This window comes from Burkholderia ambifaria AMMD, assembly GCF_000203915.1.
GTDB lineage: Bacteria > Pseudomonadota > Gammaproteobacteria > Burkholderiales > Burkholderiaceae > Burkholderia > Burkholderia ambifaria.
This window is the reverse complement of sequence record NC_008392.1, coordinates 832,387-854,793: the sequence shown is the minus strand read 5'-3', so window position 1 is coordinate 854,793 and position 22,407 is coordinate 832,387. Positions and strand designations below refer to the sequence as shown.

Annotated in this window: 15 protein-coding genes and 1 pseudogene; 8 read left to right on the top strand and 8 right to left on the bottom strand. The window is 64.6% G+C overall.

Annotated elements, in window-relative coordinates; genetic code table 11:
- Positions 1-405: 405 nt before the first annotated feature.
- The gene (locus tag BAMB_RS31195) at positions 406-1,446 is read right to left on the bottom strand and encodes a lipase family protein (RefSeq protein ID WP_011661135.1); all 1,041 of its coding nucleotides are present in this window, start codon (positions 1,444-1,446) and stop codon (positions 406-408) included.
- A 391-nt stretch (positions 1,447-1,837) separates the two neighbouring features.
- On the opposite strand from BAMB_RS31195, the gene BAMB_RS31190 reads away from it, so the two are divergent.
- The 3 genes from BAMB_RS31190 (at position 1,838) to BAMB_RS31180 (ending at position 4,145) form a co-directional block, all read left to right on the top strand.
- A complete protein-coding gene (locus BAMB_RS31190; RefSeq protein ID WP_011661134.1) occupies positions 1,838-2,584 on the top strand; it encodes an SDR family oxidoreductase in 747 nt (248 codons plus the stop codon).
- Between the two features lie 102 nt (positions 2,585-2,686).
- Positions 2,687-3,541, top strand: a complete 855-nt coding sequence (locus BAMB_RS31185; protein ID WP_011661133.1) for a DJ-1/PfpI family protein — start codon at positions 2,687-2,689, stop codon at positions 3,539-3,541.
- Between the two features lie 121 nt (positions 3,542-3,662).
- Positions 3,663-4,145: a YybH family protein gene (locus BAMB_RS31180; protein ID WP_011661132.1), complete on the top strand. Its 483-nt coding sequence runs from the start codon at positions 3,663-3,665 to the stop codon at positions 4,143-4,145.
- Between the two features lie 66 nt (positions 4,146-4,211).
- Here BAMB_RS31180 and BAMB_RS31175 read toward each other — a convergent pair whose 3' ends face one another.
- On the bottom strand, positions 4,212-5,159 hold the full coding sequence (locus BAMB_RS31175) for a GlxA family transcriptional regulator (protein WP_011661131.1): 948 nt from the start codon (positions 5,157-5,159) through the stop codon (positions 4,212-4,214).
- Positions 5,160-5,218: 59 nt separating this feature from the next.
- Positions 5,219-5,617, bottom strand: coding sequence for a RidA family protein (locus tag BAMB_RS31170; protein WP_041491898.1), 399 nt, complete (start codon positions 5,615-5,617; stop codon positions 5,219-5,221).
- Positions 5,618-5,743: 126 nt separating this feature from the next.
- Between BAMB_RS31170 and BAMB_RS31165 the strand changes: the two genes are divergently transcribed.
- Positions 5,744-6,658, top strand: a complete 915-nt coding sequence (locus BAMB_RS31165; protein ID WP_011661129.1) for a LysR family transcriptional regulator — start codon at positions 5,744-5,746, stop codon at positions 6,656-6,658.
- Positions 6,659-6,725: 67 nt separating this feature from the next.
- Here BAMB_RS31165 and BAMB_RS31160 read toward each other — a convergent pair whose 3' ends face one another.
- The 4 genes and pseudogenes from BAMB_RS31160 to gltP all read right to left on the bottom strand — a co-directional run bounded on the left by BAMB_RS31160 (position 6,726) and on the right by gltP (position 10,713).
- Complete coding sequence (locus BAMB_RS31160; RefSeq protein ID WP_011661128.1) at positions 6,726-7,601, bottom strand: HpcH/HpaI aldolase/citrate lyase family protein; 876 nt, start codon at positions 7,599-7,601, stop codon at positions 6,726-6,728.
- A pseudogene (locus BAMB_RS34980) lies at positions 7,591-7,764 on the bottom strand (electron transfer flavoprotein subunit alpha/FixB family protein); the annotation flags it as partial. The gene BAMB_RS31160 and the pseudogene BAMB_RS34980, both read right to left, overlap by 11 nt.
- Positions 7,765-8,053: 289 nt before the next feature.
- Complete coding sequence (locus tag BAMB_RS31150; protein ID WP_041491808.1) at positions 8,054-9,331, bottom strand: aminotransferase class V-fold PLP-dependent enzyme; 1,278 nt, start codon at positions 9,329-9,331, stop codon at positions 8,054-8,056.
- Positions 9,332-9,384: 53 nt separating this feature from the next.
- A complete protein-coding gene (gltP, locus tag BAMB_RS31145; protein ID WP_011661125.1) occupies positions 9,385-10,713 on the bottom strand; it encodes a glutamate/aspartate:proton symporter GltP in 1,329 nt (442 codons plus the stop codon).
- A 175-nt stretch (positions 10,714-10,888) separates the two neighbouring features.
- On the opposite strand from gltP, the gene BAMB_RS31140 reads away from it, so the two are divergent.
- The 3 genes from BAMB_RS31140 to BAMB_RS31130 all read left to right on the top strand — a co-directional run bounded on the left by BAMB_RS31140 (position 10,889) and on the right by BAMB_RS31130 (position 14,383).
- Positions 10,889-11,806 carry a LysR family transcriptional regulator gene (locus BAMB_RS31140; protein WP_041491807.1) on the top strand — a complete coding sequence of 306 codons (918 nt, stop codon included), beginning with the start codon at positions 10,889-10,891 and terminating at the stop codon, positions 11,804-11,806.
- A gap of 313 nt (positions 11,807-12,119) precedes the next feature.
- Entirely contained in the window at positions 12,120-13,427 is a 1,308-nt protein-coding gene (locus BAMB_RS31135; protein WP_011661123.1) for a dicarboxylate/amino acid:cation symporter, read from the top strand.
- 14 nt (positions 13,428-13,441) lie between these two features.
- The gene (locus tag BAMB_RS31130; RefSeq protein WP_011661122.1) at positions 13,442-14,383 is read left to right on the top strand and encodes an amino acid ABC transporter substrate-binding protein; all 942 of its coding nucleotides are present in this window, start codon (positions 13,442-13,444) and stop codon (positions 14,381-14,383) included.
- An 80-nt stretch (positions 14,384-14,463) separates the two neighbouring features.
- On the opposite strand, the gene uvrA is transcribed toward BAMB_RS31130, so the two are convergent.
- Positions 14,464-20,367, bottom strand: a complete 5,904-nt coding sequence (uvrA, locus tag BAMB_RS31125; protein ID WP_041491806.1) for an excinuclease ABC subunit UvrA — start codon at positions 20,365-20,367, stop codon at positions 14,464-14,466.
- A 470-nt stretch (positions 20,368-20,837) separates the two neighbouring features.
- On the opposite strand from uvrA, the gene BAMB_RS31120 reads away from it, so the two are divergent.
- A complete protein-coding gene (locus BAMB_RS31120) occupies positions 20,838-21,575 on the top strand; it encodes a response regulator transcription factor (protein ID WP_011661120.1) in 738 nt (245 codons plus the stop codon).
- Positions 21,576-22,407: the final 832 nt, after the last annotated feature.

The window sequence follows — 22,407 nt, the reverse complement described above, 5'->3', positions numbered from 1 at the left end:
GTGGATCGGCTGGAAAGAATGCGGCGGCGTCCGGTCCGGCGCGCCGCGCACACCCGGATTTCAGTTGATTCGAGCGCGCCCGGCGCCGAACCGTGCGGCCATCGTTGCGACGCCTGCGCCATAACGGCGTGCCGTTTGTGGAGCCCCGGCCGACGACATGGGAAAGCACTCTACTGAGTCGCAACCGGGTGATAAATGACGGGCGATTGAACGTTCTGTTACTTCCAGAGTGAACAATGCAAAACGCAACGTGCGCTTGATCTTTGCCAAGCGTCGATCCCACGACGTATCGACGGCGGCAACCCAGGCCATTACGGCCCGGCAGAAACCGGCCATGAAAAAACCCGCCGAAGCGGGTTTTCACACTGCGTGCCGGTGTTCTTATGGGTTTTGCTTCGTACTGCTTCACACGGGCGTCTTACCGACCTTGGGGTTGACCTGTGGCAGCGGGGGGAGATCAATGTCGCTGCGGGCCATACCCAGGCAGGCAATGTATCCGTCGATATGCTGATAGCCAACCTGCGCCTGGAAATCCAGAATGGCTTTATTGACGTCCGCCTTCAGCGGGTACTCCATCGCCGCCGCCACGGGCCCTGATGGTTCGGACGTTCCCCATTGGGTGTACTTCAGCGACTTTGTCGCAATGCTGACCATATCGACAGCCACCTTCACGTTGTCAGGGGTGTCATGGGGGGGAACGTCGCTGTAGACGTGTTTCACCTTCTGGAGGCTGTCCGCATTCCATGCCATCGGCACGATATCCCGCGTCGTGAATATGCGTACCGCATTGCCTCGCATCTGCTCGTCGAAATAGCTGGCGAACACATCGTTGCCTGCTGTCGGCGCGGCAAACGTCTGGCAGTGGTACGTCAGAGACTGCAAGCCGGTCTGATTCTTCAGGTACAACACGATCGCGGACGCCAGCGCGCCTCCGAGGCTGTGCCCGACAACGTTGACTATCGATGACGGTGGCACGGTGCTCAGGAATTGGACGAGCGTCTGATGACTTTCATCGGGCGTCTTCAGTACGTGGTACAGCGCTCCGTTCGTACCCGCCGATATGCGTGCGTCCGACGGACAGTTCGGCACATACGCGCTGAATGGCTCGAGGGTGTCATAGGAAAAATCGCTCAGAACATCAAGCGGGGACGTGAAATTGGTGCCGCTCGTCACCACTGTATATTCGCCGGAACCGGCCAATTGCACGACGACGGTCACATTGGCAGCTTCGCCATTAGGATCCGATACGATCGCCGGCCCCCACGCAATTTCGAACCGATCGTTCCGCGTCATCTTCGATCGGTTCAGGCGATCCACGATGATCTTTTTGACCTGCGACGCAGTCGGATGCTTGAGTTCCCTCCCGACTCCGTCGACTGCTGCGTTGTTAAGAACATAGGCCAACGTGAGATTGGCCTGCATTTGCTCGAGTCTGCTGGATGTCATGGTTCGCCTCGTCGTCGCGCTGCGGAAGGTCGTCATTGCGAACAAGCCGATCACCCCCTGTTGCGCCGCAGCGGATCGGAATGGGGCTTGATTGCACGGAACGCAAGCGGGGCAGGCTCGCAATGAGCACGCAAATCATCGCGCGCGCGGTACGGCGGAACAACCTGTCGAGATTGGCAGGTACCGTCGGCCTGAAACGGCCTCACGGGACGACGCGTGCCGCCGGCCGACGTACGGCTTGCATGGCGCTTTTTGAGGGTTATACGACCTTTGCGCCATGCGCGTCACATTCCATACTTCATATCGAAAGATCACGCCGGGAAAGGCGCATGAATGCGATCGCGTTTCGAGCGTTCGCCCGGATCACTCACGACATGGAAAGGAATGGAAGATGAGGCTCAAGAACAAGTCCGCGTTGATCACGGGCGGAACCAGCGGCATCGGTCTTGCAACCGCGAAGCTGTTCATTGCGGAAGGCGCGCGAGTAGCCGTTACGGGTCGCGACGATTCAGTATTCGAGCGCGTAAAGGCCGAGCTTGGCGAGCATGCTCTCGTTCTGAAGGGCGACGTGCGTTCGATCCAGGACATGCGCGCGATTGCCGCCAACGTAAATGAGCAATTCGGCGGGCTGGATGTCGTGTTCGCCAACGCCGGCTGGGCTTTCCCGTCCGCGGTCGACGATATCGACGACAAACTCTACGACGAGATCATGGACGTCAACGTCAAGGGTGTGGTGTTCACGCTTCAAGCGGCGCTTCCGTACTTGCGTGAAGGTTCATCAGTGATCCTCAACACATCATTCGTTGCGCAGACCGGCAAGCACGGCATCTCGTTGACCGCCGCTGCGAAGGCCGCCGTGCGATCGCTCGCCCGCAGCTGGTCCTACGAGTTTCTCGACCGGAAAATCCGCTTCAACGCGATCGCGCCCGGCGTGATGAACACGCCCCTGATCACCAAGTGGGGCATGTCCGACGAATGGGTTCGCGACCGTCGGGTCGAGTTCGCCGCGACGATTCCGGTGGGCCACCTGGGCAAGGCCGAGGACATTGCCTACGCGGCGCTCTATCTCGCCAGCGACGAATCCGCCTACGTCGTCGGCACCGAACTGGTCGTCGATGGCGGTGCGTCGCAGCTCTGAGCCTGCGGTTCACGTCCGCCACGCGGTTCGTCGTGGCGGTGATTCAATCCGGCCCAGCCCGGTGGCACTCGCCGAGCGGCCGAAGTGCAAGGAGAAATCATCTTGACCGACAGTAGCGGTAACAATGCTTTCGTAAAGCCACTCACCCGAGCAGGTCGCTCGCGCCGCGATGTGCTCAAGCTTGGAAGCGCCGCCACGCTCGGCGCCGTCCTGGGCGGCGGCGCGTTGCTCGCGCACGCCACACCGGTTGGCGCACAGGTAAACAGCGAGGGGCTACTTCCCCCGAATGCCCCGCTCAACATTCTGATCGTCAATTACGACGGCGGTACGCTTCTCGACTTCGCCGGCCCCAGCGAGATTTTCCACCGGCTACCTAATACGAACGTTCGCTACGCAAGCCTCGACGGAGGCAACGTGACGCTCGAATTTGGCGTCGTGTATGGCAATACAGAACGACTGGCCGATATCGAGCAGACCGACGTGATCCTCGTCCCCGGCGGGTCCGACTTGTCGGCGCCCATGCGGCCGGCGTATCAGGCGCAGATCCGGCGTCTGGCGGAGAGCGCCAAGCACGTTACGTCGGTATGCAACGGATCGCTCGTGCTCGCCGCAACCGGCGTGCTCAACGGCAAGCGAAGCGCCTGCCATTGGGCCTTCGTCAACAAGCTGTCCGAATATGGCGCGATTCCCGTTCCCGAGCGCTTCGTCGAAGACGACAACGGCCGGTTCATGAGCGGCGGCGGCGTGACGGCGGGCATCGACTTCGCGCTTCGCGTGGCGGCGAAGCTGCGCGGTCGACAGGCCGCGGAATTCACGCAGCTCGCGATCGAATACGATCCCGCGCCGCCGTTCCACTCCGGTCATCCGAGAGACGCACGGCCGGAAATCATCGCGATGGTCGACAAGAAACTGCCCGGCGCATCGAGGGGGCTCGCACGAATCCCCGGCGTTCGCTGAAACGCTTGTCCGCGACAGGTGCAGGCCACGGCCGTGCTCGATGAAGGCCGCGGCCACCTGCCCGCTCCACCGGCCCATTTGGCGCCGCCTTTTCAATTCAAGCCCGTTCGGGAATCACACGATGCAACAGATCCGTCTTTGTACCGCTGCTCTTGCAGCCTGCGTCTCCTTTTTCGCATTCACGACGCCCGCCACGGCCGGTGGCGCGCCACGTCCGCCCGAAGCGGCCATCAAGGCCGAAAACGCCCGATGGGCGAATGCTTTTGCGCGCGGAGACTACGAGGCGATAGGCCGCCTCTACACCGACGACGGCACACTCTTGCCGCCCGGAGGCGACAAAGTCACCGGGGGCCGCGCGATCGCCGAGTACTTAACCAAGGGCTATGCTGGAACGAAACCGGGCACCGTATCGTTCAGCCATTACGAGTTCTACGGTGACGACCGGATGGTGACGGAGGTGTCGGATGCGGACGTGCGCGACCACGATGGAAAGCTCCAGATCCGCGGCAAGCAGATCCTCGTGTTTGTGAAGCAGGCCGGCGAGTGGAAGCTGCATCGCGACATGTGGAACGACTACCCTCCGGTCAAAACCGCCGACCATTGAGCGGCCGGCGAAATCGCCCGTTCGACGGGCGTTGACCACGCAGCGCGCTGATCGGCTAACAGTCGATCAGCGCGCGCCGTTCGATCTGCTCTCGCGTCGAATCGCTTGCGGTGGATGCCCATGCAGTTTGATGAAGGCGCGGCGCATCCGCTCCGGATCGGTGAACCCAACCGCCAACGCGATCTGTTCGATCGGTTCGCTGCCGCTCTGCAGGCGCAGCCTCGCGGCTTCGACGCGCAAACGCTCGACGGCCTTGGCCGGTGTTTCTCCGGTTTCCCGGCGAAAGGCGCGGCCGAACTGTCGCACACTCAGTCTCGCGGCATCGGCAAGCCGTTCGACAGGCAACGCTTCAGCCAGATGCTCCCTGGCAAAATTCAGCGCGATGCGGATGCGATCCGATTCCGGCTCCATCTGCGACATGGCCGAGAATTGCGACTGCCCTCCCGGCCGACGATACGGAACGACCAACAGCCTCGAGACCGCGCGCGCCGTCTCCGCGCTCATGTCTCTTTCAATCATGCCGAGCGCCAGGTCTATGCCGGACGCGATGCCCGCCGATGTCCACACGCGACCATCCACCACGTAGATGCTGTCGCCGTCGACCCGGGTGCGAGGAAAGCGCGCCTGCAATAGCGCCGCGTATCGCCAGTGCGTCGCGGCTCTCAAGCCGTCGAGCAAACCCGTTTCCGCGAGCAGAAACGCGCCCGTACACACGCTCGCGACCCGCGATGCCCTGGCCGCCAATTTTCTGGCGGCGGCGATATTCTCCGATGTCTGCATCGGATCGATATCGCCGCCCACGAACACGACGGTGTCGAACGTGCGCCTTGCGGCGGGCTTCGTGTCGATCGACAGGCCCGTATTGCCTTGCACCGGGCCGCCGGATTGCGAGATGACATGAAGATCGTACGGCGTATGGCCCGCGGCCGTGGCCACCTGATTGAAGGCCGCCAGTGGCCCGCCCAGATCAAGCGCATCGTAGCCACGGCAAACGAAGAATCCGATTCGATGCATGACATGCGGTTACCGAAAACTCAGAAGAGGCCCATTTTAACGAGATCCCTCGAATCGCGTCATTCGGTGACCGGAAGCTTCGCCACGATCTTGATCTCGAAGTCGAAGCCGTAAAGCCAGGTCACGCCGACCGCGGTGAGCGCCGGATGCGGCGCGTCGCCCCAGAACTCCGGCACAACCTGCCAGACGCGCTCGAACGTCGATTGTGGATCGACCATGAACACCGTGACGTCGACCACATCGTCGAACGTGCAGCCGGCCGCGTGCAGGATCGCATTCAGGTTTCGAAACGCGAGCCGCACCTGTTCCTGCAGATCCGGCTCGGGCGTGCCGTCGTCACGACTGCCGACCTGACCGGAGACGAACAGCAACCCGCCCGCCCGTACGGCCGGCGAGTATCGGTTGCGCTCGTACAGCGCCCGACGTCCCGGCGCAAACACCACATCGCGCTTGCCCACCTTCACCTCCATGGATCACTGGTTTCGATCGGCACACTGTATCGACCGACGCCCGCGCGATAAACGACCATCGCTGTCCATGACCGTTTGTAAAATGCAAACAATTCAAATGCGAGGCACACACTCATGGATCGCTTCGATGCGATGCGCGCTTTCGTCCGGGTCGTGGAGGCCGGCAGCTTCACGAAGGCCGCCGAGACGCTGCATATGAGCAAGACCACGGTCACGCAGTTGGTCCAGCAGCTCGAGGCGCGCTTGCGGGTCCGGCTGCTGAACCGGACGACGCGCAAGATCAACGTCACGCCGGACGGCATCGCGTACTACGAGCGCGTGACGCGGCTGCTCGCCGATATGGACGACGCCGAAACGAGCCTGTCGAGCGCATCCGCGGCGCCACGAGGCCGGCTGCGTGTGGACGTGCCCAGTCCGTTCGCGCGGCTGATCCTGATCCCCGCGCTGCCGGCCTTCCTCGCCCGCTATCCGGACATTCAGCTCGACATGGGCGTGAGCGACCGCACCGTCGACATCATCGGCGAGAACGTGGATTGCGTCGTGCGCGGCGGCGAGCCGAACGATCAGTCGATGGTCGCCCGGCGCGTGGCGGACCTGTCGCTCGGCATCGTTGCATCGCCCGGCTATCTCGCGCTCGCGGGCACGCCTTCGCATCCCGCGGAACTCGAAAACTCGCATCACCGCATCGTCGGGTTCTCGTGGGGACGCGCGGGCAAACTCTATCCGCTCGTCATGCATCGCCACGGCGAGACCGTCGCGGTGCAAGGCCGTTACGCGCTCGCCGTGGATGATGGCAATGCCTATCTCGCGGCCGGCGTGGCAGGTCTCGGCATCATGTGGCTGCCGCACTATATGGCGAAAGCGCATCTGGAGCGCGGCGAACTCGTCACGCTGTTCGAAGACTGGCAACTCGATCCGATGCCGCTATATATCGCGTATCCGCCGAACCGCCACGTCAGTGCCAAACTGCGTGCGTTCATCGACTGGGTCGTCGAGTTGATGAACGCGCATGCTCCCGTGGAGTCGTAATGAGCACGTTCCGTGCGTCATGCGCGACCGCGCCCTTCGTGCGGGTGGAGGCGGCATCCGTGTCGGATCATGCGCGGGCCGCCCCTTCTGCTGCCACGCCCGCGGATGCGGTCAGCTCATCGATACGCGTCGCACGCAGCAACACGGGCCGATCGACCATCTTCCCGTCGACCGTCACCACGCCGCCATTCGACTCGCGCATCGCATCGAGCACCTGCCGCGCCCAGCGCACCTCATCCTCGCTCGGCCGATAGCACTGGTGCACAAATGCGATCTGTTTCGGGTGAATGCAGAGCTTCGCGCCGAATCCCAGTTGCTTCCCGTTGAGCGCGTCGCGCGCAATCCGTTCCCCGTCGTGAATATCCGGCGTCACGCCGTCGACCGGCGACTCGATTCCGGCCACCCGCGAAATCAACGTCAGTTGCGACCGAAAGTGATTGAGCGAAACGCCATCGTCCGACATGCCCATGTCCGCGATGAAATCGAGCGTGCCGAACATCAGCCGCGCGACGTACGGCGCTTTCGCGACATCGAGCGCGTTCCACATGCCGTGCGCGCTTTCGATCAACGGATAAATGGGCACACGCCGGCGCGCAAGCGCAATGGCCGCGCACACATCGTCCGCATGCGCGGCCTTCGGCAGCACGATACCCGCCACGCCCTTCAACGCGCCAAGCGCGGCGTCGGCCTCGAACCACGGCGTGTTCCGCGCATTGATCCGCACGAGCACCGGATGCTCGGGCGAAACCCACTGGGCGATCGCATCGCGCGCCGCCACCTTCGCGTCCGGTTCGACAGCATCCTCGAGATCGATGATGACCGCGTCGGCGCCGCTTGCGAGCGCCTTGTCGAACCGCTCGGGCTTGTTGCCCGGCACGAACAGGTATGACTGGGCAGGCGCCGAGCGTCCGACGCTCGCGCGCATCGCGGCATCAGAGGGCATCGATCGCCTCCGGCGTCCGCTCGAATGCATCGCCGACGAGGCCATAATCGGCCACGCTGAAAATAGACGCTTCGGAATCCTTGTTGATCGTAACGATCATCTTCGAATCCTTGATGCCCGCTAGATGCTGGATCGCACCCGAGATGCCGACCGCGATTTCGTCGGACGGGTTCATCAACATCTTCACGTTCGCGATGTCGACGGCTGTATTGTCCGACTTCACGCGGACCTTCACGTTGCAATCGACCACCCGTTTCATCGCTACTACGATCTTCACGCGCTGCTCCTCCATCGGGTCATTGGCGTCATCCGGTATCGCGAGCCATTACACGCGCAATCCCGCACCGCGACAACTATCGATTCGCTCTGCCGGTCATAGCCCGAACCTATTGCACGGCCGTTTTCCGGCGCCGGATGCGACACGGCCCGGAAACTCCGGGCCGTGTCGTCGATCAGCGGTTCGCCGCCAGCGTCCCGGTAATCGCCAGGAATCGCGCGATATCGTCAGGCGCATGACAATGGAGCGGTGAGATCCGCACCGCGCCGGCGAGCCGGAATGATTTCAACATCCGGCCCGAATACAGGCTCGACGCGACGCGTTCATAGACGATCACCCCGTGCTTCTCGTATTCCCGCACCGCTTGCGTCGGTTCGAGGTGCGCGAAGCCGATCCCGACGATCAGGTCGCGCTTCGTCAGGTCGTCGTGATCCCAGTAGACCTCGACGCCGTCGATCGAGCGCAGCCCGCGGCGGCCGCCGCACCCATCGAGCAACGCGGCCAGCAGCGCGCGCTCATGCAGTTCGATCCGGTGCATGCCCTCGACGAACAGCGTGCGGCGATCGTCCGAATCGACGAAATACCTGCCGATCCACTTGACGTAATCGACGATCGACGTCACGACCGCGAACTGCGCGGGCGCCGGGCTGCCGAGCTCCCAAACGCCGCTCTCCTTCGCGGCGAGCCGATGATGCGGCAACGCGGCCGCACGCGGCGACAGCCACGAAATGCCCGAGCCGCGGCACCCGAAGAACTTGTACGGCGCGAAATTGATCCCGTCGACCGGCGTACGCTGCAGGTCGATGATGCCGTGCGGCGCATGCTGGACCGCGTCGACGACGATGAACAGGCCGGGCTTCTTCTGCCGCGCACGCGCGACGATCGCCTCGATGTCGAATTTTGCGCCGGAGATATTCGACGCGAACATCACGCTCAGCAGCGCGGTATCGGCGTCGATCAGCGACACGATCGCGTCGACGTCCACGCCGCCAGTCTCCGGGTTGCTCGGCGCGATGCGCAGCGTCTTGCCGGTACGTTCCGCGTAGTACGTCATCGCGTCGTAGGACGACGGATGCTCGAGAACGGTCGTCACCGCGTTGGTGCCCGGCACGTTCTCCATGATCGCGCGCACCATGTCGAACATCGCGCCCGATGCCGTCAGCGACGCGTATACCGTGCCGCCCTGCGCGTTCAGGATCGTTCGAACGTCGTCCTCGCCGCGCGACTGGATCGCCTGAAGGTCGAGCGCACGCTCATGGATGCGCTCCGGGCAATCGGGCAGCGCATCGATCCGCGCGTACGCGTCGACCGCGGCCTTGAGCCGGAACGATCCGCCCGCGTTGTCGAAGAACAGCCGCGCGCGACCGTCGAGATCGTGATCGACGTGATGAAAGCGCGCCTTGACCTGCTGCATCAATGCGTCGGGGAAAAATGCTCCACGGGTACTGCTCATCTTCGATGCTCCTGTTTGCTTCGTAATGTTGTGCGATCCAGGCATGGCGGCCTTCACCCGCGCAGCGATTCCAGGTACGCGCGGCCCTTGCCCGCGTCGTACTGGCCTTCCCATTTCGCGATGACGAGCGGCGCGAGCGCGTTGCCGACGACGTTCAGCGCGGTGCGGCCCATGTCCATGATCCGGTCGACACCGGCGATGAAGGCCAGCCCTTCGAGCGGCAGCCCGGCGCTCGCGAGCGTCGCGAGCATGATCACGAACATGAAGCCCGGCACGCCCGCGGCTCCCTTCGACGTGACGACCATGGTCAGCGTCAGCAGGATCTGCTGCTGCCAGTCGAGATGCACGCCGTAGAGCTGCGCGACGAACAGCGTGCCGATGCCGAGATAGATCGACGCGCCGTCCAGGTTGAACGTGTAGCCGGTCGGCACCACGAACGTCGTGATGCTCTTCGGCACGCCGTAGTCCTCCATCTTCTTCATCAGTTGCGGCAGCACGGTCGCCGAACTGCAGGTCGAAAACGCGATGATCAGCTCGTCCTTGATCACGCGCAGCAGCGTCAGGATGCGGAACCCGAACAGCCGCGCGGTCACGCCGAGCACGGCGATCGCAAACAGAAGGATTGCGAAGTAAGTCACCGCGACCAGCTTCAGCAGCGGCACCAGCGACCCGAAGCCGAAGCTCGCGACCGTCACCGCGATCAGCGCGCACACGCCAACAGGCGCATAGCGCATCACCATGTTCGTCACCTTGAACATGGTGTCGGCAACGCCCTTGAGCATTGCAATCACCGGCTTGCGATGTTCGTCCGGCACCGATTGCAACCCGAGTCCGAACAGCAGCGAGAAGAAGATCACCGGCAGCAGGTCGCCCTTCGCCATCGATGCAGCGATGTTGTCCGGGATGATGCCGAGCACCAGCGCCATCAGCCCGTGGTGCGCCTGCTGCACCTGTTGCGTCGCTTGCTGGTAGCGGGAGATGTCCGTGTGCCCGAGTTGCGACATGTCGGTGCCGACGCCCGGCTGCAGCACGTTGCCGATCACGAGCCCGAGGACGATCGCGATCGTCGTGATCACCTCGAAATAGAGGAGCGTCTTGATGCCGATGCGGCCGAGCGACTTGCCGTCGCCCACGCCGGCGATGCCGATCACCATGCTCGTGAACACGATCGGCACGACGATCATCCGCACCAGCTTGATGAAGATGTCGCCGGCCGGCTGCAGCAACCCGGACACGGCCGTGTCGCGCAATGACGGGAACCGGTTCAACACGAACCCGGTCACGATGCCGATGACGAGCCCGATGACGATCTGCCACGCGAGGCCGATGCGCGGCTTGCGCGCCGCGTCGCCCACGGGCGGGGATTCGATGACGGTGTCCATGCTGTCTCCAAGTAAAGGGGTTCGATTGAACGCTGGCGGCGATGCGACGCGCTTTCTGGCGAACGCACTCGGCAAGCAACGCAATGGCTGAACCTTAAACAGCCGATATATGCAAAAAAAGCGATTTTTTGATATGCGAAAATATCGCTTTTTCTCATCTATCGAGTGCGACGCAATGCTCACGTTCAAGCAGATGGAAGCGCTGTACTGGATCGTGCAGCTCGGCTCCTTCGACGCGGCGGCCACGCGCCTCAACACGACGCAATCGGCCGTGTCGAAACGGATCCAGGAGCTCGAACGTGCGTTCGACCTGACCGTGTTCGACCGCGCGCATCGCAGCGCCCGGCTCACCGACAAGGGCGCCGAACTGTTCGACCATGCGAAGGAATTGCTCGAGCAACGCGACCGCGTCGTCGAGCGGATGAGTTCGAAGGAAGCGCTGGTGCGGCATGTCCGGATCGGCGTGACCGAACTGACCGCGCTGACCTGGCTGCCGCGCCTGATCGCGGCAATCCAGGCCGCGTATCCGCGGGTGCACGTCGAGGCCGAGGTGGACCTCACCGCCACGTTGCGCGAGCGTCTGGCGGCCGACACGATCGACCTGATCGTCGTCCCGCAGATTCATGCGGCGGAATCGTTCGCGGCGACGGTGGTCGGTGAGGTCGACAATGCGTGGATGTGCGCGCCCGGGTTCATGCCGAAGCGCAAGACGGCCATTTCGTTGACGGACGTCGCGCGGTTTCCGCTGATCCTGCAGGGCACGCTCTCGGGCACGGGGCATCTGTACACGCGCTTTCTGCAGGAACATTGCGTCGCGATGCAGCGTGTACTGACGAGCAATAGCCTGATCGCGCAGATCGGCCTGACGCTGTCGGGGCTCGGTGTCAGCTATCTGCCGAAGGCGTGCGTCGCGCACCTGGTCGCGTGCGAGGCGCTGGACATCGTGCGCACGCGGCCGGCGCTGCCCCCGGTTCGCTATGTCGCGCTGCACCGGGCCGAGCGCGCGCATTCGCTGACCGCCGACATCGTTCGGCTCGCCGCGCAGGCGTGCGATTTCAGCACGAGCCTGCTGGACCCGGGCGCGCATGACTAAGGCACGACGTCCCGCCGCGGGCCATCACGCGATGCGTGCCCACCTTACCCGCGATCCCATGGGGAAGCTGCGGCCTCCGCCCAGGGCGACCACGGCGCGGTCAAACAGCCACCGCGCTGCACCGCACAACCAAAGTATCGGGTTGCACCGCCTCCGCGCATCGACGGCGCCACCGGCGCAATCCCCGCCGGGGCAATCCGTCGCGACCCCGCGCTAGCGCAAACCCCGACCCCGGTTGCACTGTTCATCGCCTTTTGTGTCCTGTATTGTCCTTCCATCCCCGGTTGCCGAACCGGTGCATGGGAGGCTCACGATGCAGAAAAAGAATGCTGCAGCCGTCTGGATCCTGGTCGCGATGGTGGCGGGCATCGTGATCGGCTACATGATCTACACGAGCTTTCCCGACAAGAAAGCCACCACCGAAATCGCCGGTTACATCTCGCTCGTCTCCGACGTGTTCCTGCGACTGATCAAAATGGTGATCGGCCCGCTCGTGTTCTCCACGCTGGTCGTCGGCATCGCGCACATGGGCGACGCGGCATCGGTCGGGCGCGTGTTCGTGAAGGCGTTCGGCTGGTTCGTCACAGCGTCGCTGATCTCGCTGCTGCTCGGCCTGTTCATGGCGAACCTGCTGCGCCCCGGCGACAACCTCGGCTTGCCGCTGCCGGACATCGGCGCCTCGGCGAACCTCGCGACCTCCAAGTTCACGCTGAAGGATTTCGTCGGCCACATGGTGCCGAAGTCGTTCGCCGAGGCGATGAGCAACAACGAGATCCTGCAGATCGTCGTGTTCTCGATGTTCTTCGGCGTGGCGCTCGCAGCGCTCGGCGAGCGCGGCAAGATCCTCGTGGCCGCGATCGACCAGCTGTCGCACGTGATGCTCAAGATCACCGGCTATGTGATGAAGCTCGCGCCGCTCGCGGTGCTGGCCGCGATGGCCGCGACCGTCGCGGTCAACGGGCTGTCGGTGTTGCTGAAGTTCGCGGTGTTCATGGGCGACTTCTACCTCAGCCTGTTCCTGCTGTGGGCGTTGCTCGTCTGTGCGGGGATGGTGTTCCTCGGCCGTCGTGTGTTCAAGCTGCTGGCGCTGATCAAGGAAGCGTTCATGCTGTCGTTCGCGACCGCCAGCTCCGAAGCCGCGTACCCGAAGATCCTCGACGCGCTGGACCGGTTCGGCGTGCGGCGCAAGATTTCGAGCTTCGTGATGCCGATGGGCTATTCGTTCAACCTCGACGGCTCGATGATGTACTGCACGTTCGCGTCGCTGTTCATCGCGCAGGCGTACAACGTCCACCTGTCGCTCGGCACGCAGATCACGATGCTACTGGTGCTGATGCTGACGTCGAAGGGGATGGCCGGCGTGCCGCGCGCATCGCTCGTCGTGATCGCCGCCACGCTGCATCAGTTCGGGCTGCCGGAGGCCGGGCTGCTGCTGATCCTCGGCGTCGACACATTCCTCGACATGGGCCGCTCGGCCACCAACGCGGTGGGCAACTCGATCGCGAGCGCCGTGGTCGCGAAATGGGAAGGCCAGCTCATGTCGGAGGCGGAAGCCGAGGCCAACCTGGCGCGCATCGAGGCGGAGCAGGAAGGCACGATCGCGCATCCGGCGGACGTCTGAACGGAGGCCCGGCGATGAAGATGCAGCGATTCTGGCGCGCGCTCGCGCTCGCAGGCCTGCTTGCCGCGGGCGCAACCGCGCGCGCGGACGATGCGCCCGCCCCGCCGCCGCGCGTCGAGCCGCTCGCGCCGGCCCAACTGACCGGCACGCTCGCGAAGGTGCGCAGCAGCGGCACGATCGCGCTCGGCTATCGCGACGCGTCGATACCGTTCTCGTACCTGAATGCGCGCAACCAGCCGATCGGCTATTCGATCGAACTGTGCAAGGCGCTCGTGTCGTCGATCGAGGATGCGGTCAACAAGAGCCTGACGATCCGCTGGGTGCCGGTCACGTCCGACAACCGCATCGATGCGGTGGTCAGCGGCAACGTCGATCTGGAGTGCGGCTCGACGACGAGCAACCTGGAGCGCCAGCAGCGCGTGGCGTTCTCGCCGATCATCTTCGTGGCCGGCACGAAGGTGATGGTGAAGCGAGGCTCGCCGATCCGCTCGTTCCGCGATCTCGCGGCCAAGAAGGTCGCGGTGACGGCCGGCACGACCAACGAGAAGGCGCTGCGCGACCTGGACGCGCGGTTCAAGCTCGGCATCCAGTTGCAGGTGGTGCCGGATCATGCGCAGGGCTTCGCGCTCGTTGCGAGCGGCCGCGCCGATGCGTTCGCGACGGACGACGTGCTGCTGTACGGCCTGATCGCCGAGAATGCGGGCAAGGGCGGCCAGTACGACGTGGTGGGCGATTACCTGTCATACGACCCGTACGGCATCATGTTCCGCAAGGACGATCCGCAGCTCGCGCAGGTCGTGAAGAGCACGTTCGAGGAACTGGCCGTCGACGGCGAGATCACGCGTCAGTACAAGCGCTGGTTCCTGCGGCCGCTTCCGTCGGGCGTGAGTCTGAACCTGCCGATGAGCCAGCAATTGAAGACCATCATCGACGCGATCGGCATCAAAAGCGAATAAGTGCGGCGGCTCGAATGTCGAAATGACAACGGCCCCGGTGTCTTTCCAGACACCGGGGCCGCTCGCCGCAAGCACCGCGCTTAACCGACCCGCGCCTCGTCCTGCCGCTCGGCTTCACCGCCATCCGCGGCCGTTCGCGCCAGCACGGGCTTCAACGCTTGCCCGGTATGGCTCGCGCTCACCTGCACGAGCCCTTCCGGCGGCGCCGCCGCGACGATCGTGCCACCGCCCACGCCGCCTTCCGGACCGAGATCGATGACCCAGTCGGCTTCCGCGATCACGTCGAGATCGTGCTCGATCACGACGACGCTATGCCCGCCGTCGACCAGCCGGTGCAGCACGCGGATCAGCTTCGCGACGTCGGCCATATGCAGGCCGACCGTCGGCTCGTCGAGCACGTACAGCGTGTGCGGCGCCTTCTGGCCGCGTCGCGTGATGTCGTCGCGCACCTTCGTGAGCTCGGTGACGAGCTTGATGCGCTGCGCCTCGCCGCCCGACAATGTCGGCGACGGCTGGCCGAGCGTCAGATAGCCGAGGCCGACGTCCTTCATCAGCTGCAGCGGATGCGCGATGTTCGAAATCGGTGCAAAGAACTCCACCGCTTCGTCGATCTCCATCGTCAGCACGTCGCCGATGTTCCGGCCGCGCCACGTGACCGCGAGCGTCTCCGGATTGAAGCGCTGCCCGTGGCACACGTCGCACGGCACCTTCACGTCGGGCAGGAAGCTCATCCCGATCGTGCGCACGCCCTGCCCTTCGCAGGCCGGACAGCGCCCGTCGCCGGTGTTGAACGAGAAACGCGACGCCGTGTAGCCGCGCGCACGCGCTTCCAGCGTATCGGCGAACAGCTTGCGGATCGTGTCCCACACGCCGATGTAGGTGGCCGGACACGAGCGCGGCGTCTTGCCGATCGGCGTCTGGTCGACCTCGAGCACGCGGTCGATCCGCTCCCAGCCGCTCAGCGACGCGCAGCCCTGCCACGCATGCGTGACGTTCAGCGACGGCCGCGGCGCGCTGCGCGCGAGCACGCTCGAGCGGCGGTTGGCGGCCGGCGCGTCCTGCTGCGCGGCCTTGCGCGCGCGCCGCGTGGCCGGCGACGACAGCACCGAGCGGCCAACCGCGTCGAGCAGGTTCGTCATCAGCACGTCGCGCGCGAGCGTCGACTTGCCCGAGCCGCTCACGCCCGTCACGGCGACGAGCCGCGCGAGCGGAATGCCGACGGTGACGTCGCGCAAGTTGTGCAGCGTCGCGCCGTGCACGGTCAGCCAGGCCTCCGGCACCGCCGGCGCGCCCTTCTTGCCCGCCAGGCTCACCGCGCGGCGCGGTTGGAGCGGATGCGTCATCGGCTGCGCGAGCAGGCGCCCCGTCACCGAATCCGGCTGCGCGGCCAGATCGGCGACCGCGCCCTCGGCGACCAACGTGCCGCCGCGCTTGCCGGCGCCCGGGCCGACGTCGATGATGTGATCGGCGCGGCGAATCGTGTCCTCGTCATGCTCGACGACGACGAGCGTGTTGCCCTTGTCGCCGAGCTTGCGCAGCGCGTCCAGCAGGATTCGGTTGTCGCGCGGATGCAGGCCGATCGTCGGCTCGTCGAGCACGTAGCACACGCCCTGCAGGTTGCTGCCGAGCTGCGCGGCGAGCCGGATGCGCTGCGCTTCGCCGCCCGACAGGCTCGGCGCCGCGCGATCGAGGCTCAGGTAGCCGAGCCCGACCTCTTCGAGAAACGCGAGGCGGCTGCCGATCTCGCTGACGATGTCGCGCGCGATCTGCGCGTCGCGGCCGGTCAGTTCCAGCGCGTCGATCCAGCGGCGCGTATCGGACACCGTCCACTGCGCGACCTCGACGATCGGATGCGCGTCGAACGTGACCGCGCGTGCGGACGGGTTCAGGCGCGTGCCGCCGCAATCCGGGCACGGCTCGTTGCCGACGCCTTCCGGTTCCTGCTCGTCCGACGGCAGCGTCTGCTCGCGGCCGCGATCGTCCCCGGCGCGCACGGTGTCGTCGTACGCCGCGCGCTGTTCGCGCGTGAGCGTGACGCCCGTGCCAACGCAGGTCGTGCACCAGCCATGCTTGCTGTTGTACGAGAACATCCGAGGATCGAGTTCCGGATAGCTCGTGCCGCACACCGGGCACGCACGCTTGACCGACAGCACCTTGACCTCGCCGACGCGCGCGGTCGAATGACCGTTCTGCACCGCGTGGTGCAGCCCGTCGAGCGGCGCGAGCAGGTGCATCACGCCCTTGCCGAGCTCGAGCGTCTCGTCGAGCACCCGCCGCAATCCGGCTTCGTCGTCCGGCGACACGACGATATCGGCCACCGGCAGCTCGATCGTGTGCTCGCGGAAGCGATCGAGCTTCGGCCACGGATCGACCGGCACGAACTCGCCGTCCACGCGCAGATGCGTGCTGCCGCGCGCCTTCGCCCACTTCGCGAGATCGGTATACACGCCCTTGCGATTGACGACGAGCGGCGCGAGCAGCCCGACGTGCTCGCCGCGATGGTCGCGCAGCAGCTGCGCGGCGATCGACTCGACGGTTTGCGACGTGACCGGCGTGCCGTCGTGGATGCAATGCTGGAGGCCGAGCTTCACATACAGCAGCCGCAGGAAGTGCCAGACTTCGGACGTGGTCGCGACCGTGCTCTTGCGGCCGCCGCGCGACAGGCGCTGCTCGATCGCCACCGTCGGCGGAATGCCGTACACCGCGTCGACTTCCGGCCGCCCGGCCGGCTGCACGATCGAGCGCGCATACGCGTTCAGCGATTCGAGGTAGCGGCGCTGGCCTTCGTGGAACAGGATGTCGAACGCGAGCGTCGACTTGCCGGAACCCGACACGCCGGTGATCACGTTGAACTTGCCGTGCGGGATATCGACGTCGAGCGCCTTCAGGTTGTGCTCGCGTGCGTTGACGATCCGCACGACGTCTTCACCCTCGATCGCGCGCCGCTCGCGTGCGGCGTTCAGCACGGCCTGCAGCGGCACGCCTTCGTCGGCCAGCGCCGTTTCGCCGTCCATCGCGCGGTCGTACTGCAGCAGCGCGACGCCGGTATGCGATTCCGCGCAGGCCTTCACGTCGTCGGGCGTACCCGCGCACAGCACGCGGCCGCCGCCGTCGCCGCCTTCCGGGCCGAGATCGATCAGCCAGTCGGCCGCGCGGATCACGTCGAGGTTGTGCTCGATCACGATCAGCGAATGGCCGGCCGCGAGCAGCTTGCCGAACGCCTGCATCAGCTTCGCGATGTCGTCGAAGTGCAGCCCGGTGGTCGGCTCGTCGAACATGAACAGCTTCGCCCGCGCGACGCGCGCCTCCTCGCTGGCGACGCGGCGCCCGCCAGCGGCCGCCGCCGATTCGGCGAGGAAGCCGGCCAGCTTCAGCCGCTGCGCTTCGCCGCCGGACAACGTCGGCACCGGCTGGCCGAGCTTCACGTATTCGAGACCGACGTCGACGATCGGCTGCAGCACGCGCAGCACCTCGGCGTCGGTCGCAAAGAACGCAGTTGCCTCGCTGACGGTCAGGTCGAGCACGTCGGCGATGTTCAGCGCACGGCCGTCGCGTTCGATGCGCACTTCGAGAATCTCGGCGCGGTAGCGGCTGCCGTCGCAGTCCGGACAACGCAGGTAGACGTCGCTCAGGAACTGCATCTCGATGTGCTCGAAGCCCGAGCCGCCGCAGGTCGGGCAACGGCCGTCGCCCGAGTTGAAGCTGAACGTGCCGGCGCCGTAGCCGCGTTGCAGCGCGAGCGGCGCCTTCGCGAACAGCTTGCGGATCTCGTCGAACGCGCCGACATAGCTGGCCGGGTTCGACCGCGTGGTCTTGCCGATCGGCGACTGATCGACGAACACGACGTCGCCGACCTGGTCGGCGCCCGTCAACTCGCGGAACGCGCCCGGCGACTCGGTCGCCTTGCCGTGGTGGCGCGCCATCGCCGGATAGAGCACGTCCTGCAGCAGCGTCGACTTGCCGGAACCCGATACGCCCGTCACGCACACGAGCCGCTGCAGTGGAATCTCGACCGTCACGTCGCGCAGATTGTGCTCGGTCGCGCCTGCGAGCACGATGCGCGGCGTGTTCGCGTCCACCGGACGGCGCGCCCAGTTCGACGCATGCGCGACGTGCTTGCGGCCGCCGAGATACTCGCCCGTCAGCGTGTGCGCGGAACGGATGTCGCCCGGCGTGCCGTCGTAGACGATCGTGCCGCCGCGCTCGCCGGGCCCCGGGCCCATGTCGATCAGCCGGTCGGCCGCGAGCATCACCGACGGATCGTGCTCGACGACGACCAGCGTATTGCCCGCGTCGCGCAGCCGCTGCATCGCCTCGACGATCCGCGTGAGGTCGCGCGGATGCAGGCCGATGCTCGGCTCGTCGAGCACGAACAGCGTTTTCGTGAGCGACGTGCCGAGCGCCGTGGTCAGGTTGATCCGCTGGACCTCGCCGCCGGACAGCGTGCGGCTCTGCCGGTCGAGCGTCAGGTAGCCGAGGCCGACGTCGCACAGGTATTTCAGGCGCGTGCGCACTTCGGCGAGCAGCAGCTTCAGCGCGTCGTCGAGCAGCGCGCTCGGCAGGCTCACGTCGCCGAAGAAGCGGCGGATGCGCTCGATCGGCAAAAGCATCAGGTCGTGCACCGTCAGGCCCGGCAGCGCCTCGAGCTGCGCGCGCGTCCAGTCGACGCCGCGCGGCAGGAACCGATTGGCGGGCGCGAGCACCGCGTCGGCGTTCGCCTTCGAGCCGAGCCGCCACTGCAGCGATTCGGTCTTCAGGCGCGCGCCGCCGCACACGTCGCACGGCGTGTAGCTGCGGTACTTCGACAGCAGCACGCGGATATGCATCTTGTACGCCTTCGACTCGAGATAGCCGAAGAAGCGTTTGACGCCGTACCACTGGCTCTGCCACTTGCCGTTCCAGTCCGGCGAGCCGTCGATCACCCATGCGCGCTCGGCGTCCGTCAGGTCGGACCACGGCGTGTCGCGCGGGATGCCGGCTTTCGCCGCGTAGCGCATCAGGTCGTCCTGGCATTCCTTCCACGCGGGCGTCTGCATCGGCTTGATCGCGCCGCCGCGCAGCGTCTTGCGCGCGTCGGGGATCACGAGGCCGAGATCGACGCCGATCACGCGGCCGAAGCCGCGGCAGGTTTCGCATGCGCCGTAGGCCGAGTTGAACGAGAACAGCGCCGCCTGCGGCTCCGCGTAGCGCAGGTCGCTGTCGGGATCGTGCAGCCCGGTGGAGAAACGCCACACCTGCGGCTCGGCGGTCGCGGCGAGCGCGTTGTCGGATTCCGGCGCCAGCACGTAGACGTTCACGCGGCCGCCGCCGCGCTTGAGCGACGCCTCGATCGCCTCGACCACGCGCACCTTGTCGGCCTGCTGCACGCGGAAGCGGTCGGCCACCACGTCGAGCAGCTTGCGCGGGCCGGTGGGCGACGCGACTTCGCGCTGCGCCTGCACGCGCGTGTAGCCGCTCGCGGACAGCCACTGCGCGACTTCGTCCTCGGACGCGCTTTCCGGCAGCTCCACCGGAAACGTGACGACGACGCGCGGATCGTCGGCGCGCGTGCGCTCGACGAGTTCCGCGTAGATCGTCTCGGGCGTGTCATGCCGCACCTGCCGCGCGGTCTGGCGGTCGAACAGCTCGGCCGCGCGCGCGTACAGCAGCTTCAGGTGATCGTTGAGCTCGGTCATCGTGCCGACCGTCGAGCGCGAGCTGCGGACCGGGTTGGTCTGGTCGATCGCGATCGCGGGCGGCACGCCGTCGACGCGCTCGACCTGCGGGCGGTCCATCCGGTCGAGGAACTGCCGCGCATACGCGCTGAAGGTCTCGACGTAGCGCCGCTGGCCTTCCGCGTACAGCGTGTCGAATACGAGGCTCGACTTGCCGGAGCCCGACGGGCCGGTGACGACCGTCATTTCGCCGGTGCGCAGATCGAGATCGAGGTTCTTGAGGTTGTGCTGACGTGCTCCGCGAATGCGGATCAGATTGCTGGATGACAATTTGCCTGCCCGTCTGAATGAGTTAGCCGGAATCACGGTGCCGGAACGCTGCGGCGGATGCCCGCAGACGCGGCGAACGGGCCGCACGGGTCATGCCCGCGCCGCTCGAGTTCGACGGATACTATACTGTATATTCATACAGTTTTCCAACCACGGCTGCATCGTGCCTGAAACGTTCGCACGATTGCGACATCCGTGTGTCGCGTTGGCCCGAAACCGTTGTTACGCATAGCGAAGCGTCGCGCGGGCAAGTAAGAATTCCCTGAAAAATGCGCGCGTTCCGGCGCTTTTTACCACCATCGACATTCTTACGACGAATTCACAAAATGTCACAATCGCGTTCATTGGCCATGATTTATATTCCCTAACCGGTTGTTCCGCACGCATCAAAAGGCAAACGTTTGCGTGCTCGTAAAGCCATGTTTTGCCATGTAAATCGAGAAGGCCAACCACGATATTCGGGGGCACGAATGCGCATTTTGGTTGTGGAGGACGATCCCGTTCAGGCGGAGGAAGTGCAGAACGCACTCGCTCCGTTCTGTCACACGATCAAGGTCGTCGTCGATGGAGAGCAGGCGCTGCGTTACCTGCGCTCCGAGTCGGTCGACGCGGTCGTCCTCGACTGGCACTTGCCGTGCCTGACCGGCATCGAAGTGCTGAACTGGATCCGCACGCGCGCCGACGTCGAATACGGCGTGCTGTTCCTGACCAGCCGCGTACAGGAGCTCGATGTCGTCAGAGCGCTGGAAGCCGGCGCCGACGACTACCTGAGCAAACCGTTCCGTGCGGAAGAACTGGCTGCACGGGTCAATGCGTTGCTGCGCCGCGTCGCACGCAACGTGAAGCGGGACGAGCCGATTCGGGCCGGCGAGTATCTGCTCGACCCCGTGCATCGGGCCGTGAAGCTGCGCGGCAACACGATCGAATTGACGACGAAGGAATTTCAGCTCGTTGCGTGCCTGTTCAACAACATCGGCAAGATCATGTCTCGCGAGCAGCTCGCCACGACGGCCTGGGGACGAGAACTGGGAACGGAATCGCGTTCGCTCGATACCCACATCTACCGAATCCGGCAAAAGCTGAAGCTCGGCATCGAGAATGGCTTGCGCCTGTCCGCGATTTATACGTTGGGCTATCGACTGGATCAGACCAAGGCGACACCCGAGCTGCATTGCAGCCCGGAGGTGATGATGGAAAGTCGCGTGTGAGTTTCAGTTGGATGCCGGTGGTGGCGTCGCAGGCAACACGCGTCGCCTGCGCGCCGACGATTCTGGTCGAGCGAACGGCTCGACGCCCGCATCTCGCCGGCAAGCGAATCGGTTGACCCAAGCCGCATCGCGCGTACGATCCTGCAGCGACAAATCCGGCAACCCGCTGCCGGATACGAATGACGTCGTGCTCCACATAGTTCACGCTGCCTGCCGCCGCCGGTGTCGGGCAGCGACCCCTCCCCCGTCGATCGATACGTCCGGCATTCCTCCATCCTGCTTCGGCTCGCATTCCTCCCACGGTTTCTTCGGATTCCTTCGTTGTCGAACGATCAGCAATTGATCCGGGCTCGTCGACCACTCGACCGCATTCTTTTCCACGCGTTATTTCCGCGCAAGATTGCATTCATCAATCGTGTACGAGCCGATGAAAATCACCGTGTCGTCACAGTTTTAAAACTTACGCCACAGGTGACAAATGTTCACTTTTTAATTCCCCGATACTCTCCTAACATCTAGCCATCACAAGGCTCATTAAATTAACCATTTTTATATTTTCGATACAGCACGAAACCATCGATGCGATAACAAAGAAACACCACCGACAGAACGTTTCACGAACACGTCACATGGCCCGCGCCGCCGAGAGTCGACTCGATCATCTCGGGACGTAGCCATGCTTATCGCATCGCGACATTGAGTGGTTTTTCCAATTTGGATCAGTCAAAAAAAAGATTCATATAGCGCATCGTGCATTTAATAAAGTAACGGCGATATATCGCCAATCGTGACGTATCTATATCGAGATTAAGAGATGTCAAATCTCCCGAGA